The following is a 14,597-nucleotide window of genomic DNA, read 5'->3' on the forward strand; positions in this document are numbered from 1 at the left end:
TTCGACGGGTCGGGCGGCGCTTACCCCGCCCCTCTCAGCGAAAGCTCGCTCCCCGGGGATGGCTCGACACTACGCCCCATGGGTGGCATAGTCCAGCCATCGCACAAGCCCGCATGACCGCGCCCGAGAGGAGACGAGCGATGAAGAGGCCGATTACCCTCACCCTTGCCGCAGCCGCCCTTGCCCTGCCCGCCGCCGCGCTGGCGCATCACGGCTGGGGCTGGACCCAGAGCGAAGAAAGCCGGCTCGAAGGCACGATCCGTTCGATCAGCTTCACCAACCCGCACATGCATCTGCGGCTGCAGGACAAGGATGGCGGGATCTGGGAAGTCGATCTCTCGCCGCCGGTCGTCGCGCAGAGCGCCGGCTTCGGCGAAGGCAAGGCCAAGGTGGGCGACAAGGCGATCGTCACCGGCCATCGCAGCCGCGACCTCGCGATCAAGGCGTTCAAGGGCGAGACGATCACGGTCGGCGGGACGACCTACGACGTCTATCCGCAAAGGCCGAAAACACTCAGCCCGAACGGCTGACGGAGCGCAGCTGTTTGCCTAGGGCGGCGGGCTGAACCCGACCGTATCGCCCGCCGCGGTGGTGAAGGCGACGATATAGCCGCCATCGCTGCCGTCGCGCATCGGGGCGAAGGTGATCTTGATCCGGTCCCCCGCCTTCACCGACCCGTTGGTGTAACCGGCGCGGTAGAAATTCGACGCGCTGTGGCCTTCGAAGTTCCACAGCCTTGTGCCCTTCGCGTCGGTGATCACCAGCAGCATATGGGTGTGCGGGTTGACGACCTTGACCTCCCGCACCGTGCCTTCCATCGTCTTCGGCGAACGGAAATCGAAGATCGCCGCCGAATGGTGCGCGGCAGCCTGGCCTGCCAGCAGCAGCGTAGCGGCAATTGCGACAGCGGTTTTGTGCATCCTTGGGTGTCCCATCATCCTATTCGTAGACTTCGATCACGTCGCGCATGCTGGCGGTGATCGGCTCGCCCGCTTCGAGTTGCTCGCGGCGCGCGTCGAGCAAGCGCAGCCAGGCCTCCTCGGTGCAGTTGTAGGCCATGATATGCCCGTCCTTGAGCGGCATCCATCTGCGGGTGAAGCTGACCGGCTCGGTGTAATAGACCGGATCGGTAAGGGTCAGTTCGTATTCGAGGATCTTGCCCACCCGCTCGTCCGGCACCAGGCGGAAGCGCTCGACCATCACCGCGTCCTCGCTGTGGGGGTAGGTCCGTTGGTCGATCCCGTCGCTGAAATCGGTCGATGTCACCACCAGCGTGTCGCCCTCCCACTCGCCTTGGGAATAGCCTTGCCGCACCGGCAGGCGCTTTTCGGGCGGCACGCCGTGGCCCGGCATGTAGACCCGGCGGGTTTCGCTCTCGACCTCGTAGATCATGGTCAATTGTTCGGGCCGGTGGATGAACTCGATCGGGTAGCCGCCGGCGGACTGCATCATGGTCGGCATGCCATAGGGCACGCAATGCGCGCCGGGATTGTCGCCGCCGAGCGAGCCCGGGGTCGAGCCGTCGTTGAAGGTCAGCTTGTCGTATTCGGCCTTGCGCCTTGCGCCTTCCTCGGTGAACGGGATCGGCGGCGGCGCCCCGATCGGTCCGCCCGCGACCGGCGGCCCGCCGGAATCCCGGTAGGTCGTCCATACGCCCGAGAAGTCGCGCTCGGCGGCAAGCGGTTCATGGTTCTCATGCGCAATTGCGGCTTGCGCTATCGCAATCAGCATCGCACCCGCCAATGCGCCCAGCAACGGACCCCGCATCCCCTATTCTCCCAATCGCCAACTGGTCGGATCGCCAGCTTCATACGGATGATTGCATAATGTTTTGCAATACGAAAGCCGGACCTAAACCAGGCGTACAATCATACAAACCGCCCGAAACCACCGATTGCCAGCACCGCGCCGAAGCCCAGCGTGGCGATCGCCCAGCCCCTGTGCATCGCGGCCAGGTTCTTGAGCCAGAAGTGGAAATAGAGGTCCGAGAAGGCCATCACCACCAGCGCCTCGATCATCATCAGCCCGCCGATCGCCTTCATCGTGCTGGCGAGAATATCGCCCGCATCCCACGGATTGACGAGATAGATCGCCGCGCCGACGAACAATTCCATGAAGCCGCCGACCAGCTGCAGGGCGGGCGATTTGTCGATCTCCTCGATCATCGCGCGCCAGGTGCCGGGCTGCCGCAACGCGCCGATCGAGGCGGCGAGTGCAAACAGGCCCAACAGGGCCGCCGACCACGCGGTCGGGTCGAAAGTTCCGGGCATGCTCTCCTCCTGTTCTCTATGAAGCAGGATGCGGCATCGTCACCAGCACATCAATGCGCTGGATCAAATGGACCACTGTGCTTTCAACCGGCCCTTGGCGGCCAGGGTACGATCATCGAGACCCGCCTGCGATAGGTTACATAGCGTTCGCCGAACACGGCAATAAGGTCGCGCTCCTCGAGCTGGATCGCGATCAGCATGTAAGCCGTCGTCATTATCGCGAACAGCAGGTGCCCCTGGCTCATCGCCGGCGTCGCCCAGAAGGCGAGCACGAAGCCGAGATAGAGCGGATGGCGCACGAAGCCGTAAAACAGCGGCGTCACGAAATGCGGCGCGGGCTCGGGCTTGCCCTGCAGGTTGAGCCAGACCTGGCGCAGGCCGAACAGTTCGAAATGGCTGATCAGGAAGGTCGACAGGAGCACGATGCCCCACCCTGCCCCAAAGACGACCCACAGCACGGTCGCGCCGGTTCCCTCGACCGCCCAGACCGCCTCCGGCATCGGCCGCCACAGCCAATATAGCAGCAGCAAGACGAGGCTGGAAAACAGCACATAGGTCGATCGTTCGACCGCATGGGGCACGAATTTGGTCCACCAGCGCTTGAATGCGGGCCGCGCCATTACGCTGTGCTGGACCGCGAACAGGCCGAGCAGCAGCAGGTTGACGATGAGCGCTTCCGCCAAAGGCCCGGCGGTGCCGCTGTCGATCGATTTCGGCACCACCAGATTGCCGACAAAGCCGATCGCGTAAAGGAATGTCCCGAAGAAAATCAGGTAGCAAACCACCCCGTAAAGGGCTGCAAGCAAACGTCCCATCTCAGCCTCCCCTGCTGCAATGCGAGGGCGGAATGCTACGCCTCAAAGATGGAATTGACAAATCGAGCGGCTAGAGCCCGATCGCGTCGAGCAATTGCGCGATCCAGCCGTTCGAGACCGGATCGCGGAAATACATCGTGTTGGTATAGGCCCACACGCAGCCATCGACGTTCACGCTCGCGAACCCGTCATGCACGGCCTTGTACCAGGTCGCCCGCTGTTCGACCGAAACCCCTTCGTAAACCCCGTATTCGCCAAGGAAGAGCGGCCGCCCGGTGCGGGTCATGAAATCCTGCGCCTTCTGCACATTGGCCTGGAGGTCCGCGAGATCGGTGCCGATCGGGAAGGCCCGGCCGAACGGCGGTGGGGCCGGCGTGATCCACGGCGCGCCCTGGTGGGTGAAATCGAACGGATCGTAATAGTGGAAGGTGATCACCAGCCGGTTGTCGGCGGGCGGGATCGGAATATCGTCGAGCGAATTGATCCCGCTCCAGAATTCGCCGCCCCACACGACCGGGCGAGTGGGGTTGGTCTTGCGGATTTCGGCGAGCGCCGGATCGAGCACCGAACGCAGATTGGCATGGGTGATCTGGCCGTGCGGCTCGTTGAGAATCTCGAACCAGACCAGCTCGTCCTTGTCCTTGAAGCGTTCGGCGATCTGCGCCCACATTCCCGCCAGCCGCGCGGTCTGGCCCGCCGGATTGGCGAAGATATTGCCCTGCGGGTCCTCGTAATGATGCAGGTCGAGGATCACCCTCAGCCCCGCGGCGCGGGCGAGGTCGACGACCTGTTCGACCCGGTCCATGAAACCCGCATCGATCGTGTATGGTGCGCTGGTCAGCGCATGGTTGGAGAAGCGCACCGGCAGGCGCACGGTTTCGAACCCGCGCGCGGCGATCTGCTGGAAATCGGTGTTGTTGATTGCGCGCCCCCAGTCGCCCTCGTTTGGCGCCTCGAGGTGGTTGCCCATGTTGATGCAGGCGCCGATCCGCGCGTCCTGCTGGGTGAGCGCCGGCGCGCTAGGCGTTGGAGTTGGCGTCGGGGTGCCCGGAGTTGGCGTCGGCGTTGGCGTCGGCGCTGGTCCGCCGCCGGGCGGCATCGGGGTACCGCCGCTCGGACATCCTGCGAGCGCCAGGGCCGCCGCCAGCGAAATCAAGCCGGGCAGGCATCTGCGTAGTGCCTTCTGTTGCAACGACTCTCTCCCGATTGGTAGCGCTACCATCCCTCCTCCGGGCGACCGGAGTCAACCGCGGCCAGCTGGTTTCTCACAACTCCGATTGCCCAGGCGGGATTGCTACCACCTTGGCGCGCGCTAGGATGGCGAGCGGAACGAACAGGGAGGGTAGGCTTGCGGGGGACCTGGCACCTGCGATGGCTGCTTCTTGCGGCGCTGTCAGCCGCTCCGCTTGCGGCGCGCCCGATGACCGAGGCGGATGTCGCCCGGCTCGAATCCGTCAACGAGATTGCCGTGTCGCCCGATGGCGCGCGGATCGCCTATGTCACGCTGTGGCGGCCCGACGTGACTTCGGGCGAAGCCGACGATGGACCGCGCGGCCAGCTGATGCTGGCCTGGGGCGAGAATGCCGGGCGGCCGTTCCTGCCGCGCGAGATGGATATCGGGCGGATCGGCTTTTCGCCCGACGGCTTGCTGATCAGCTTCATCTGGGCCGAACCCGATGGAAACCTCGCGGTCTGGGGCATCCCGGTCGATGGCGGAGGGCAACGCAAGCTTGCCGAAATCCATAATTCGAACGTGCTCGATTATGGCTGGGCGCCGGACAGCTCGGTGCTCTACGTCCTCGCCGACAGCGGGATCGATTTCTCGCAGCGCGAGCGGAGCGAAGCCGGGTTCGATGCCTTCCTGTTCGAGGAGGAATGGCGCTACAATCGCCTGTTCGCGGTGACGCCGGGCGCGGAAACCGAAACCGGGCCGCGCCAGATTCCCTTGCCGGGCCATGTCGACCGGGTGCGGATCGCTCCCAACGGCCGGTTTGCCGCCATCACCGCGGCGCCCACACCGTCGCTCGACCACGACCGCACCAGCAAGCGCATCCATTTGGTCGATCTCGCCGACGGCCGGATCCGGGCGACGGTGCCGACCGAAGCCAAGCTCGGCGATGTCGAGATTTCGCCCGACAGCCGCCAGCTCTCGGTGATCGCCGCCAGCGGGAAGCACGATCCCGGCAAGACCACCCTGTTTCTCTTCGATATCGCGGACCGGGAACTCACCCCGCTCAATGAGGACGCGCCCGAGGCGGCGATGGACGCCGAATGGCTGGAAGACGGGCGGCTGGCGGCAGTGATCCATGTCGGGGTGCAAAGCCGGTTGCGGACCTATTCGGCCGATGGCTCGATCCTGGGCGAGACCGATCCGCAAGGGCTGATCCTGGAGCAGCTGGACAGCGCGGGCGGGACCCTCGCCGCCAGCGCCAACGCGCCGGGCCATCCCGACGAGTTGTTTGTTTTCGATGGCGGCAGCTTCGCCCGCTGGACGCTGCACAATCCCTGGCTCGCCGATATCGATTTCGGCATCCAGCGCCGCTTCGCCTTCGCCGCGCGCGATGGGCAGGCAATCGAAGGCGTGCTGGTCGAGCCGGTGAGCGGTGCACAGCGCGGCGGAGCGGCGACGATCCTCGATATCCATGGCGGCCCGGAAACCCATGAATCGAATGGCTGGGTAACCTCGGCAACGAGTCCCGGACAGGTCGCGGCCGGGCGCGGCTATGCGGTCTTCCTGCCCAATTATCGCGGCTCGACCGGTTATGGCGTCGCCTTTTCGCAGCAGCACCAGGGCGATTATGCGGGGAAGGAGTTCGACGATCTGCTCGATGCCAAGCTTGCGCTGGTCGAAGCGGGGATCGCCGATCCCGAGCGGGTCGGAATCACCGGCGGCTCCTATGGCGGCTATGCCACCGCCTGGGCCGCCACCGCCCTGAGCGAGGAATTCGCCGCCGGGGTGATGTTTGCCGGGATCACCGACCAGGTCTCGAAATACGGAACCACCGACATCCCGACCGAGATGGTCGACGTCCACGCCCGGCAATATCCGTGGGACGACTGGCTCGGCTTCCTCGAAGCCAGCCCGATCTACCATGCCGGCAGAGCGGACACACCGCTGCTGATCGCGCACGGCATGCTCGATCGCCGGGTCGACAGATCGCAGGCGCAGGAACTCTATCGCGCGATCAAGGTGCGGACCGATACGCCGGTGCGGCTGGTGTACTATCCGCGCGAGGCGCATGGCCTGAGGCGCGCAGCCGCTCGGTATGATTTCAATGTCAGGATGATGCGCTGGTTCGACACATACCTGATGACCGGCGATCGCAACGCCGAATTGCCGCCGCCCGGTTTCGAGCTCCCGCAGGCCGAGGCCGAAGACTAGTTGGCGGTGACTTTCTTCTGCTCGTTATCGACGATCAGCAGCGTATCGGCGAAGATGCATTCGGGCGGCGCATCGAACACTTCGACCATCTTGCGTTCGAATTCCTTGCCATGGAAGGCGCGGGCCTGTTCCTCGCTTTCCCAGAGATAGACGCTGTGCCCGGTATGGCTCGCCTCGTCGTAGCAGAAATATTTGCGGATCAGGCCGGGCAGCGCGGTGAAGCGGGCTTCGGCATCGCGGAACTCTTCCATCATCACGTCGCGCGGGATCGGCACCGGAAGCGGATATTTGACAATTACCGTGAACATCCGCCCGTTCTGCCCCCTATCCAGCCGCCTGCCACTGCGCGATCGCCTCGACCGGCCAGACCAGCATCAGGACATTGAGCGTAAGGTTGTCCCTGATCAAGGCCAGTGTCAGCAATTCGAGCGCGACGCCCAGCGCGATGCTGGTCCACACCGGCACGCGCGCCGCGAGCACGAAGCCGAAGCACATCCAGCCGATATCTGCCAGCGAATTCAACATGCTGTCGCCGACATAGCCCCAGCTGACGGTCGCTTCGCGATAGCGGTCGATGATGAAGGGCGTATTCTCGAGCACTTCCCAGAAGCCTTCGAACGCGACCGCGATCGGGAACGCCCAGCTGGCCGGCGTGCCGCCGAACAGCTGCCAGCGCCGCCACAGCAGATGGGCGAAGAAGTAGAACAGCAGCCCGTGGATCACATGGCTCGGCGTATACCAGTCGGTCAGGTGCTGGCTGTTCCCGGAGGACTGGACCACGCCGTGCCACAGCTTGACCGTGCCGCATTCGCAGATCGGCGGGCGACCCATCGCGGCGAGGATCGCCAGCACCGCCAGCGCGACGATGGCCGCCGCGATCAGGGCCCGGCGCTGGGGGAGGAGCGAGGTCATCGCCGATATCTGCCCTGACCAACCGCTCTCCACAAGCGGAACTGAAAGCAGATATTAACAGATTTGGCATTACTCTTTTCGCATGACGAAAATCATACCAATTCGCATAACGATTGCGGTATTACTTGCCCTTTCGGGCACGGTAGGCCTGCCTGGCCCCGTCGCGGCAGAAGAAACGGCGCCGGTCGCTGCCGATCCCTACGACGATCTCTATGCCGCGATGGACGAGACCATGGGCACCGACCAGATGTTCAACCGGGCCTATCAGAAATACATGGCCGAGTTTCGCCAGGAACCCCACATGCTGGAACTCGAGCGCTTTAGCCCGGGCGTGACCGCCGATCTTGGCCAAGCGCTCCGGCCATGGATCAAGAAGCAATCAGAGCGGTTCCAGAAGCGCTACCGGCCGCAATTCATGGAATTGCTGCACCAGGCCTATACGCCCGAGGAAGCGGTTAAGCTCGCGGCCTTTTACCGGACCAGGGAGGGCAAGGCCCATCTAACAAGGATCGGGCTGACAGACGATCTGGAGGCACTGCGACCGCAGCCCAGGCCAGCCGACGGAGCCGAACCGCCCGCGCGGAAATCGTTCCTGAAACCGGCAGCGGGGCATAATCCAAATCCTGTCCCGGCAGGACCCGCGGCACCACCATTGCCGCCCGATCCCGCAGTCGTCGCCTACCTCGACGACTTCGATCTGCGCCAGAAGGAATATATCTACTGGCGCAGCGACATTTTCCTCTCGCGCAGGATCAGCGCACTCGAACCCGACAGGGACATCTGGAACGGTATGATCGCCGCGATCGACAAGGCCGCCCAGCCGCACGGCGTCGTCTATTTCGGAGCTCGTTGAGCTCGCCTTTACCACGTCTGCTTGCGCCAATCCGCCCTTGGGCTAAAGCTCAACCGGTATGAGCGGCAGCAGGATCGACATTGCCATCATCGGCGGCGGGCTTTCCGGCGGCCTGATCGCGGCTGCGCTGGCGAAACACCGGCCCGACCTGGCGATCCGCCTGTTCGAAGCCGGACCCACACTCGGCGGCAATCACCGCTGGAGCTGGTTCGCGAGCGATCTGTCGCCTGACGCTACGGATTTGCTGGCTGCCTTCCCCAGGGCCGAATGGAGCGACGGCTACGATGTCGCCTTTCCCACGCATGGGCGGCAGCTCGCGACGCCCTATCGTTCGCTGGCATCGGCGGACTTCGACAGTAGCTTGCGGCGCCAGCTGCCCGGGGATGCCGTCGTCACCGGGCAGCAGGTCGCCCGGGTCGCGGCAAACCGAATCACGCTTGCCGACGGGAGCGAATGCGAGGCCCGCGCCGTGATCGATTGCCGCGGGCAACCGGCATCGCCCAGCCTCGCCGGCGGCTGGCAGCTGTTCATGGGCCGCCATGTGCGGACCGACCGGCCGCATGGGGTCGAACGCCCGGTGATCATGGACGCCACGGTCGAGCAGCTGGACGGCTATCGCTTCGTCTACATCCTGCCGCTGTCGCGTCAGGAGCTGTTCGTCGAAGACACCTATTATGCCGACAGCCCGCTGCTCGATCGCGCTACCCTGTCCTCCCGGATCGACGCCTATTGCGAAGCGCGTGGCTGGCAGGGCGAGACGCTCGGCAGCGAAACCGGAGTCCTGCCGGTCATCACCGGTGGCGATTTCGCCCGCTTCCAGGCGGAGCACCGCATCGCCGGCGTCGCCCGCGCCGGGGCGCTGGGCGGCTTCGTCCATCCCCTGACCTCTTACACGCTGCCGCAGGCTGCAGAGATCGCGCTGACCGTGGCGCATGATGCCGACCTGCCGGGCGAACAGCTCGCCACTCTGCTGGAAGACCGCGCCCGCCGCCATTGGCACGACACCCGCTTCTATCGCCGGCTGGGCGCGATGCTGTTCGGCGCGGCACTGCCCGAACAGCGCTATCGCATCTTCGAGCGCTTCTATCGCCTGCCAGCGCCGCTGATCGAACGCTTCTATGCCGCGCGCTCGACCCGGCTCGACAAGCTCAGGATCCTGTGCGGCAGGCCGCCGGTTCCGATCGCGCGGGCAATCGGTGCGCTGACACAGGCGGGGGCTCCGCTTGCGCGGCAGGAGGCAGCCGCATGAACGAGCTGCCAGCCATGGTCCACGGCAAGCGCGCCTGCGTGATCGGGGCCGGGTTCGGCGGGCTGGCGCTGGCGATCCGGCTGCAAAGCGCCGGCGTCAAGACCACCGTCGTCGAAGCGCGCGACAAACCCGGCGGCCGCGCCTATTTCTGGCAGCAGGACGGCTTCACCTTCGATGCCGGGCCGACCGTGATTACCGATCCCGATTGCCTGCGCGAGCTGTGGGCGCTGTCGGGTAACGACCTCGACGACGATCTCGAACTGATGCCGGTGTCGCCGTTCTACCGGCTCAACTGGCCCGACGGGACCAATTTCGACTATTCGAACCGGGACGAGGAATTGCGCCGCGAGATCGGCAAGATCTCGCCAGAGGACATCGCCGGATACGACGAATTCCTGAAATACTCCGAAGCCGTCTGGCGCGAAGGCTATGTCAAGCTGGGCCACGTGCCGTTCCTCGATTTCCGCTCGATGGTGAAGGCCGCTCCGGCGCTGATGCGGCACCAGGCCTGGCGGTCGGTCTATTCGATCGTTTCGAAATATATCCAGTCGGACAAGCTGCGCGAGGCGTTCAGCTTCCACACGCTGCTGGTCGGCGGTAACCCGATGACCACCAGCTCGATCTATGCGCTGATCCACAAGCTCGAAAAGGATGGCGGCGTGTGGTGGGCACGCGGCGGCACCAACCGGCTGGTCGCGGCGATGGTGCGGCATTTCGAACGGCTGGGCGGGACAATCCGGCTGGGCGACCCGGTGGTGAAAATCCATACGCTGGGGACTGTCGCGACCGAGGTTGAGACCGGCAGCGGCTGGAAGGAGCGGTTCGATGCGGTCGCCAGCAATGCCGATATCATGCACACTTATCGCGACCTGCTGGGCGAAAGCCTGCGCGGCCAGCGCGCGGCCAAATCATTGGCCAGGAAGCGTTTTTCGCCGAGCCTGTTCGTCGTCCATTTCGGGATCGAGGGGAGCTGGCCGGGCATCCCGCATCACATGATCCTGTTCGGCCCGCGCTATCGCGAACTGCTTCAGGACATCTACGAGCATGGCGTGCTGCCGGCCGATTTCTCGATCTATCTCCACCACCCGACCGTGACCGATCCCTCGATGGCGCCCGACGGCAAGAGCACCTTCTATGCGCTGGTCCCGGTTGCCCATATGGGCAAGCTGATGATCGACTGGGAGCAAGTCGGCGACCTCCTGGAAAAGCGCATCCTCGACGAGGTCGGGCGACGGCTGATCCCCGACATTCACGACCGGATCGTCACCAAGTTCCATTATGCGCCGCGCGATTTCGCGCTCGACCTCAACGCCTATCTCGGAAGCGCCTTCAGCCTCGAACCGATCCTGACCCAGAGCGCGTTTTTCCGTGGCCATAATCGCGACGATGTGATCGGGAACCTGTATCTGGTAGGAGCGGGGACCCATCCGGGGGCAGGAATTCCGGGAGTGGTCGGCAGCGCCAAGGCCACCGCCAGGCTGATGCTGGAGGATTTGTCCGAATGAACTCGCGCTTAGTACCGCTTGCCCTGGCCATCGCCGCCCTGCCCGCTCCGCTGGCGGCGGAGAACTGGCAGCAGGTCGACGAGCTGCCCGGCGGGATTGCCGTCGAGCTCGACCTCGAGAGCTGGTTCGAAGCGCTCGATGGCGTGCGGCTGGTGCAACAGGGCGTGTTCCGGCGCCCCAATGCCAGCTGGACCATGCACACGATCGTTTCGATCGATTGCGAGCTTGAACTGGCCAAGATTTCCGGCGTCCGCCTGCTCGATGGCGACGAATTGGCGACCGAACAGCTCAACTACCAGGCCGAATTCCTGCCGATCAATCCCGGCAGCGCCGAAGCGATGTATTACAAGGCGCTGTGCGGCAAGGAGCCTTCCGCCAATGCCGGCCTGCCCGAGCCAACGCCCGAAGATGAAGGCGCGGATGCGCCGCCGGTCACGGACAGCGAAGCCGGGGACGCCGCCGGATGATCGAGCGCCTCGCCGTCTATTGCGGTTCGGCTTCGCCCGCGGACGAGCGCTATCTCGCACTCGCCCGCGAGGTCGGGGAGGCGCTCGCCGAGCGCGGGATCGGCGTGGTCTATGGCGGCGGGCGGCTCGGCCTGATGGGCGCGGTTGCTTCGGGTGCGCTGGCGGCCGGCGGCGAAGTGATCGGAGTGATCCCCGAAGCCATGGTCAGCCGCGAAATCGCCAATTACGACTGCACCGAGCTGCGCGTGGTCAAGAACATGCATGAGCGCAAATCCGCTTTCACCGATCTGTCGGACGGGTTCGTAACCCTGCCCGGCGGGGTCGGCACGATGGACGAATTGTGGGAAGCGGTCAGCTGGGCCCAGCTCGGCTATCACAATTCGCCGGTCGGCCTGCTCAATGCCTTCGGCTATTATGACGGGCTGGTCGAATTCACCCGTCACATGACCGCGGTCGGCTTCGTACGCGACGTCCACGCGCGGATCATCATTGCCCGCGAGACGCTGGACGAGCTGCTCGGCGCGATGGAACAGTACGAGCCGCACCAGCCGATCTTTTCGATGAAGGCCGCCGATTTGTGAGTTCGAACCGTGCGGCCCTGGTTGAGCATGCCCGCAGCGCGATTCGCAAGGGCTCGAAGAGCTTCGCCACCGCATCGCTGCTGTTCGACCGCGAAACGCGCGAAAAGGTCTGGCTGCTCTATGCCTGGTGCAGGCGCTGCGACGACCTGGCCGACGCCCAGGAGTTTGGCGGCGAACTGGGCGACCAGGATGACGCGCAGGATCGCCTCGCCACCATCCGCGAGCTGACCGCCAAGGCCTTCGCCGGCAAGGATAGCGGCGACCCGGCCTTCGATGCCTTCGGTCTCGTGGCGCGCGAGACCGGGATCACCCCCGCGATGGCCGAGGACGTGATCGAAGGCTTTGCCCTCGACGCCAGGGGCTGGCGCCCGCGCGACGAAGGCGACCTGATGCGTTATTGCTTCCACGTAGCCGGGGCAGTCGGCGTGATGATGGCGGTGGTGATGGGGGTTTCGCCCGAGGACGAGGATACGCTCGATCGCGCGTGCGACCTCGGCCTCGCCTTCCAGCTCGCCAATATCGCGCGCGACGTGAAGGAGGATAACGCCGCGGGGCGCTGCTACTTGCCCGGAGAATGGCTCGCCGAAGCCGACATCCCGCCGGGCATGCATGTCAGGCCCAATTATCGCGCCGAACTGGTCGAGCTGGCCGCGCGGCTGGTCAGGCTGTCCCAGATTCACGAGCGCTCGGCGCGGGTCGGGGCCGGGCGGCTCTCCTTCCGCCAGCGCTGGGCGGTCCTGTCGGCGGCCGGCATCTACGGTGCGATCGCGACCCAGGTGGAGCGCCAGGGCAGGCACGCCTGGGACAGCCGAGTCTACACCTCAAAGGCCTCCAAGCTGGGCTATGTTGTGCGGGCATTCCTGGAGGCTCTGATGCCGCCCCCCACGGCAGGGGAAATGCCGCGCTGGAACCGGCGACAGCTGGCCGAACGCGCAAAAGCCTGAAGTCCTTGCCTGTTAGCGCTCCCAAACCGCTTGCCTTCCGGCAGGCCCACGGGCAGGTTCCGCCAGCATAACAAGGGATTCGAGGGGAGAGGATATGGCCGAGGCCGCCGGCGACAAACTGCGCAATTCGGATGTCAAGGTGATTGCCGCTTCCTCGCTCGGCACGATCTTCGAATGGTACGACTTCTATCTTTATGGCCTGCTGGCGACGATCATCACCGCCCAGTTCTTCTCCGGGGTCAACGAGACCACCGGCTTCATCCTGGCCCTCGCCGCCTTCGCCGCCGGCTTTTTCGTGCGCCCGTTCGGCGCGCTGGTATTCGGCCGGATCGGCGATCTGGTCGGGCGCAAATACACGTTCCTCGTCACGATGGGGATCATGGGCGCCTCGACCTTCGCGGTCGGCCTGCTGCCCAATTATGCCAGTGCCGGGGTCGCAGCCCCGCTGATGCTGGTCGGGCTGCGGCTGCTCCAGGGCCTCGCGCTGGGCGGGCAATATGGCGGCGCGGCGATCTATGTCGCGGAGCATGCGCCTGAAGGAAAGCGCGGCTTCTACACCAGCTTTATCCAGACGACCGCCACGCTTGGGCTGTTCGCCTCATTGCTGGTCGTGATCGGGACCCGCGCGGCGCTGGGCGAGGAAGCCTTCGCCGATTGGGGCTGGCGTTTGCCCTTCTTTGGCTCGGCGATCCTGCTGCTGGTCTCGCTGTGGATCCGCATGCAGCTTGACGAAAGCCCGGTCTACCAGAAGATGAAGGACGAAGGCGCGACCTCCAAGGCCCCGCTGACCGAGGCCTTCGGCAACTGGAAAAGCCTGCGCTGGGTGCTGGTCGCGCTGTTGGGCGCGGTCGCCGGCCAGGCGGTGATCTGGTACACCGGCCAGTTCTATGCGCTGTTCTATCTCGAACGGATCCTCAAGGTCGATGGCGCGACCGCCAATATATTGATCGCGCTGGCGCTGCTGATCGGCACGCCCTTCTTCGTGTTCTTTGGCTGGCTGTCCGACCGGATCGGGCGCAAGAAGATCATCATGAGCGGCTGCGCGCTTGCCGCCGTGCTCTATTTCCCGCTGTTCAGCGCGCTGACCGCGGCGGCCAACCCGGCCCTGGCGCAGGCCAGCGCGAGCGCGCCGATCACGGTCGCCGCCGATCCGGAGAGCTGTTCGTTCCAGTTCGATCCCGTGGGCCGGAACAGCTTCGACACGACCGGCTGCGACGTTGCCAAGCGGGCGCTTGCCGCAACCGGCATTCCCTATGCCAATCTCGAAGCGACGCCGGGTTCGGAAACCGTGGTCACGATCGGCGATACCACCCTTCCCGTGCTGGCCGGAAGCGCGCCCGCGGCGGAAGATGCCGCGGCCTTCCGCGAAGCCCTGGCCGCCGAGCTCGAACGCGCCGGCTATCCGGCCAAGGCCGATCCGGCGACGCTCAACAAACCGCTGGTGGTTGCGATCCTGTTCGTGCTCGTGCTGCTGGTGACGATGGTCTACGGACCGATCGCCGCGCTGCTGGTCGAGATGTTCCCCAGCCGCATCCGCTATACCGCGATGAGCCTGCCCTACCATATCGGCAATGGCTGGTTCGGCGGGTTCCTGCCCGCGATCGCCTTTGCGATGGTCG

At 65.0% G+C, this 14,597-nt stretch carries 16 protein-coding genes; 9 read left to right on the plus strand and 7 right to left on the minus strand.

What is annotated here, in order from left to right; translation table 11 throughout:
* Positions 1-140: 140 nt before the first annotated feature.
* A complete protein-coding gene (locus AC16XC_RS08345; protein ID WP_484034189.1) occupies positions 141-530 on the plus strand; it encodes a DUF6152 family protein in 390 nt (129 codons plus the stop codon).
* 18 nt (positions 531-548) lie between these two features.
* Here AC16XC_RS08345 and AC16XC_RS08350 read toward each other — a convergent pair whose 3' ends face one another.
* The 5 genes from AC16XC_RS08350 to AC16XC_RS08370 form a co-directional block, all read right to left on the minus strand.
* Entirely contained in the window at positions 549-920 is a 372-nt protein-coding gene (locus AC16XC_RS08350; RefSeq protein WP_484034190.1) for a DUF6152 family protein, read from the minus strand.
* A 19-nt stretch (positions 921-939) separates the two neighbouring features.
* Positions 940-1,767: a hypothetical protein gene (locus AC16XC_RS08355; protein ID WP_484034191.1), complete on the minus strand. Its 828-nt coding sequence runs from the start codon at positions 1,765-1,767 to the stop codon at positions 940-942.
* A 101-nt stretch (positions 1,768-1,868) separates the two neighbouring features.
* Complete coding sequence (locus AC16XC_RS08360) at positions 1,869-2,270, minus strand: hypothetical protein (RefSeq protein ID WP_484034192.1); 402 nt, start codon at positions 2,268-2,270, stop codon at positions 1,869-1,871.
* An 83-nt stretch (positions 2,271-2,353) separates the two neighbouring features.
* Positions 2,354-3,085, minus strand: a complete 732-nt coding sequence (gene mddA / locus AC16XC_RS08365; protein WP_484034193.1) for a methanethiol S-methyltransferase — start codon at positions 3,083-3,085, stop codon at positions 2,354-2,356.
* A gap of 70 nt (positions 3,086-3,155) precedes the next feature.
* Positions 3,156-4,241 (minus strand): glycoside hydrolase family 5 protein, encoded by a 1,086-nt coding sequence (locus tag AC16XC_RS08370; RefSeq protein WP_484034194.1) that lies wholly within the window; start codon positions 4,239-4,241, stop codon positions 3,156-3,158.
* 264 nt (positions 4,242-4,505) lie between these two features.
* On the opposite strand from AC16XC_RS08370, the gene AC16XC_RS08375 reads away from it, so the two are divergent.
* Complete coding sequence (locus AC16XC_RS08375) at positions 4,506-6,467, plus strand: S9 family peptidase (RefSeq protein WP_484034195.1); 1,962 nt, start codon at positions 4,506-4,508, stop codon at positions 6,465-6,467.
* On the opposite strand, the gene AC16XC_RS08380 is transcribed toward AC16XC_RS08375, so the two are convergent.
* Positions 6,464-6,775 (minus strand): hypothetical protein, encoded by a 312-nt coding sequence (locus tag AC16XC_RS08380; protein ID WP_484034196.1) that lies wholly within the window; start codon positions 6,773-6,775, stop codon positions 6,464-6,466. The genes AC16XC_RS08375 and AC16XC_RS08380 overlap by 4 nt on opposite strands.
* Before the next feature lie 16 nt (positions 6,776-6,791).
* A complete protein-coding gene (locus tag AC16XC_RS08385; RefSeq protein WP_484034197.1) occupies positions 6,792-7,379 on the minus strand; it encodes a DUF2585 domain-containing protein in 588 nt (195 codons plus the stop codon).
* Between the two features lie 82 nt (positions 7,380-7,461).
* Here AC16XC_RS08385 and AC16XC_RS08390 point away from each other — a divergent pair, with 82 nt between their 5' ends.
* From AC16XC_RS08390 to AC16XC_RS08420, 7 genes are all read left to right on the plus strand, one after another.
* The gene (locus AC16XC_RS08390) at positions 7,462-8,232 is read left to right on the plus strand and encodes a DUF2059 domain-containing protein (RefSeq protein WP_484034198.1); all 771 of its coding nucleotides are present in this window, start codon (positions 7,462-7,464) and stop codon (positions 8,230-8,232) included.
* A gap of 58 nt (positions 8,233-8,290) precedes the next feature.
* Positions 8,291-9,481 carry a lycopene beta-cyclase CrtY gene (gene crtY, locus AC16XC_RS08395; RefSeq protein ID WP_484034199.1) on the plus strand — a complete coding sequence of 397 codons (1,191 nt, stop codon included), beginning with the start codon at positions 8,291-8,293 and terminating at the stop codon, positions 9,479-9,481.
* Positions 9,478-10,986, plus strand: coding sequence for a phytoene desaturase (locus tag AC16XC_RS08400; protein ID WP_484034200.1), 1,509 nt, complete (start codon positions 9,478-9,480; stop codon positions 10,984-10,986). Before crtY ends, AC16XC_RS08400 begins: the two co-directional genes overlap by 4 nt.
* Positions 10,983-11,453, plus strand: a complete 471-nt coding sequence (locus AC16XC_RS08405; RefSeq protein WP_484034201.1) for a hypothetical protein — start codon at positions 10,983-10,985, stop codon at positions 11,451-11,453. The genes AC16XC_RS08400 and AC16XC_RS08405 overlap by 4 nt, the downstream gene beginning before the upstream one ends.
* Positions 11,453-12,034, plus strand: a complete 582-nt coding sequence (locus tag AC16XC_RS08410; protein WP_484034204.1) for an LOG family protein — start codon at positions 11,453-11,455, stop codon at positions 12,032-12,034. Before AC16XC_RS08405 ends, AC16XC_RS08410 begins: the two co-directional genes overlap by 1 nt.
* The gene (locus AC16XC_RS08415) at positions 12,031-12,978 is read left to right on the plus strand and encodes a phytoene/squalene synthase family protein (RefSeq protein ID WP_484034202.1); all 948 of its coding nucleotides are present in this window, start codon (positions 12,031-12,033) and stop codon (positions 12,976-12,978) included. Before AC16XC_RS08410 ends, AC16XC_RS08415 begins: the two co-directional genes overlap by 4 nt.
* A 94-nt stretch (positions 12,979-13,072) precedes the next feature.
* Positions 13,073-14,597, plus strand: a 1,525-nt coding sequence (locus tag AC16XC_RS08420) for an MFS transporter (protein WP_484034203.1), incomplete at its 3' end; no start/stop codon positions are given.

This window comes from Candidatus Andeanibacterium sp. (genome assembly GCF_057143545.1).

Coding starts and splice junctions, on each gene's coding strand:
- AC16XC_RS08400 (WP_484034200.1), top strand. CDS start 9,478: ATGAACGAGCTGCCAGCCATGGTCCACGGCAAGCGCGCCTGCGTGATC.
- AC16XC_RS08380 (WP_484034196.1), bottom strand. CDS start 6,775: ATGTTCACGGTAATTGTCAAATATCCGCTTCCGGTGCCGATCCCGCGC.
- AC16XC_RS08375 (WP_484034195.1), top strand. CDS start 4,506: ATGACCGAGGCGGATGTCGCCCGGCTCGAATCCGTCAACGAGATTGCC.
- AC16XC_RS08345 (WP_484034189.1), top strand. CDS start 141: ATGAAGAGGCCGATTACCCTCACCCTTGCCGCAGCCGCCCTTGCCCTG.
- AC16XC_RS08390 (WP_484034198.1), top strand. CDS start 7,462: ATGACGAAAATCATACCAATTCGCATAACGATTGCGGTATTACTTGCC.
- crtY (WP_484034199.1), top strand. CDS start 8,291: ATGAGCGGCAGCAGGATCGACATTGCCATCATCGGCGGCGGGCTTTCC.
- AC16XC_RS08360 (WP_484034192.1), bottom strand. CDS start 2,270: ATGCCCGGAACTTTCGACCCGACCGCGTGGTCGGCGGCCCTGTTGGGC.
- AC16XC_RS08350 (WP_484034190.1), bottom strand. CDS start 920: ATGCACAAAACCGCTGTCGCAATTGCCGCTACGCTGCTGCTGGCAGGC.
- AC16XC_RS08405 (WP_484034201.1), top strand. CDS start 10,983: ATGAACTCGCGCTTAGTACCGCTTGCCCTGGCCATCGCCGCCCTGCCC.
- AC16XC_RS08355 (WP_484034191.1), bottom strand. CDS start 1,767: ATGCGGGGTCCGTTGCTGGGCGCATTGGCGGGTGCGATGCTGATTGCG.
- mddA (WP_484034193.1), bottom strand. CDS start 3,085: ATGGGACGTTTGCTTGCAGCCCTTTACGGGGTGGTTTGCTACCTGATT.
- AC16XC_RS08385 (WP_484034197.1), bottom strand. CDS start 7,379: ATGACCTCGCTCCTCCCCCAGCGCCGGGCCCTGATCGCGGCGGCCATC.